Source organism: Bartonella sp. MU70NMGDW (assembly GCF_042194085.1).
In the GTDB taxonomy this organism is placed as follows: Bacteria; Pseudomonadota; Alphaproteobacteria; order Rhizobiales; family Rhizobiaceae; genus Bartonella; species Bartonella grahamii.
This window is the reverse complement of sequence record NZ_JBHIMK010000363.1, coordinates 1-1,149: the sequence shown is the minus strand read 5'-3', so window position 1 is coordinate 1,149 and position 1,149 is coordinate 1. Positions and strand designations below refer to the sequence as shown.

Here is a 1,149-nt window from a genome sequence, read left to right as displayed (position 1 = left end):
CTTTTTGATCTATTTGACCTTGTAGGTAATTCAAAAAGCCAATCATAGCCTTTGGACTTGAATAGTCGATTTGTGGTATTACTGCTTGCTTTTCCAATTCTTGCCAACGGTCTATAATCCTAGCACGTAATGTCATGCTGTAACCCGAAACTAAAATGAGGCATTCACGTTTAGGAAGGTTGTAACAAGGGAGAGTGCGACCAGTTGAATCTTTGTAAAAACCTACAAATTCACTCAGCCCAAATTTGGGCTCAGTACTTTTAGAGTGCAACTCTTCAAGCATTTGCTTAATATCACGCATAACGTGTTTATGTTGTTTACTACACAATTCTGCAATTTCACGACTAGACATGGTTGGAATTGTTGTGTTTTGAAAATTGCTTTCAGATGTTGTAATAAAATTACGCATGCTTCACTCCGTTCGCTGTGACAACATTGTCATTCTGCTTAATTTGCTGTCTTAGATGTCTTAAGAAATCTTCTAATGTTTCAGGATTTGAATAATCGATTTTTGAATTTGCTTTTTTTTCGCATTTCAGAAAATATTCACGCACTTGTTTACCTTTGAGACCAGGTTCACAAATGGCAATGTGTTTTGCTGTGTCTAAAGTGAGAGCATAATCTTTAAAAGGATTTCCACGTGAGGAGTTTGATAATTCTTTAGTAGAAAGTACAAAGTCGACATCTTCTCTAAAGCTAAGTTCTTTAATACAGTTTGTTATCCACTTTCTAAACTCGGTTTTTACCTCTAAAAAGGTATATAAATCACGAGCGCTAATAGTTTGAACCTTTTGATGCTGAATAATATTGTATTGAGTAGCAAGAAGCTTTTCCATTACAGACCTCATATTGGTGGGATTGAAAGGGGCGTCTTTAAAACGCCCTTAGATTTTAAAGCACATCACATGCACGCAAACGGTGTTGTTGTTCGTAAGTACCGTAAATCTCATCATTATATTTTTCGTCTGCGATCTCGTCTAAAAGTTTATTGTAAACATCACTTTCGCATATAAAATAATGAACCTCACTATCCTCATAGAGACGTTCGATATTTTCTTTTACATATACTTCTGCAATTTCTTCAGAGATATCTTCACAATTATTCTCAGAAGGATTGATGCGAAAGATTTGGATTGCATCATCTGCCTC

General features: G+C 35.6%; 3 protein-coding genes. All 3 read right to left on the bottom strand.

Going from position 1 to position 1,149, the window contains the following annotated elements:
- Positions 1–409 (bottom strand): Rha family transcriptional regulator (locus tag ACFIKE_RS11005; RefSeq protein ID WP_375649959.1); only part of this gene is annotated, 409 nt, incomplete at its 3' end.
- A complete protein-coding gene (locus tag ACFIKE_RS11000) occupies positions 402–836 on the bottom strand; it encodes an antA/AntB antirepressor family protein (RefSeq protein ID WP_375627578.1) in 435 nt (144 codons plus the stop codon). The genes ACFIKE_RS11005 and ACFIKE_RS11000, both read right to left, overlap by 8 nt.
- Before the next feature lie 55 nt (positions 837–891).
- Positions 892–1,149, bottom strand: a 258-nt coding sequence (locus ACFIKE_RS10995) for a hypothetical protein (protein ID WP_375649956.1), incomplete at its 5' end; no start/stop codon positions are given.

Bases quoted from the DNA above. Each gene is read 5' to 3' on its own strand.
- ACFIKE_RS11000 (WP_375627578.1), bottom strand. From the start codon at position 836: ATGGAAAAGCTTCTTGCTACTCAATACAATATTATTCAGCATCAAAAG.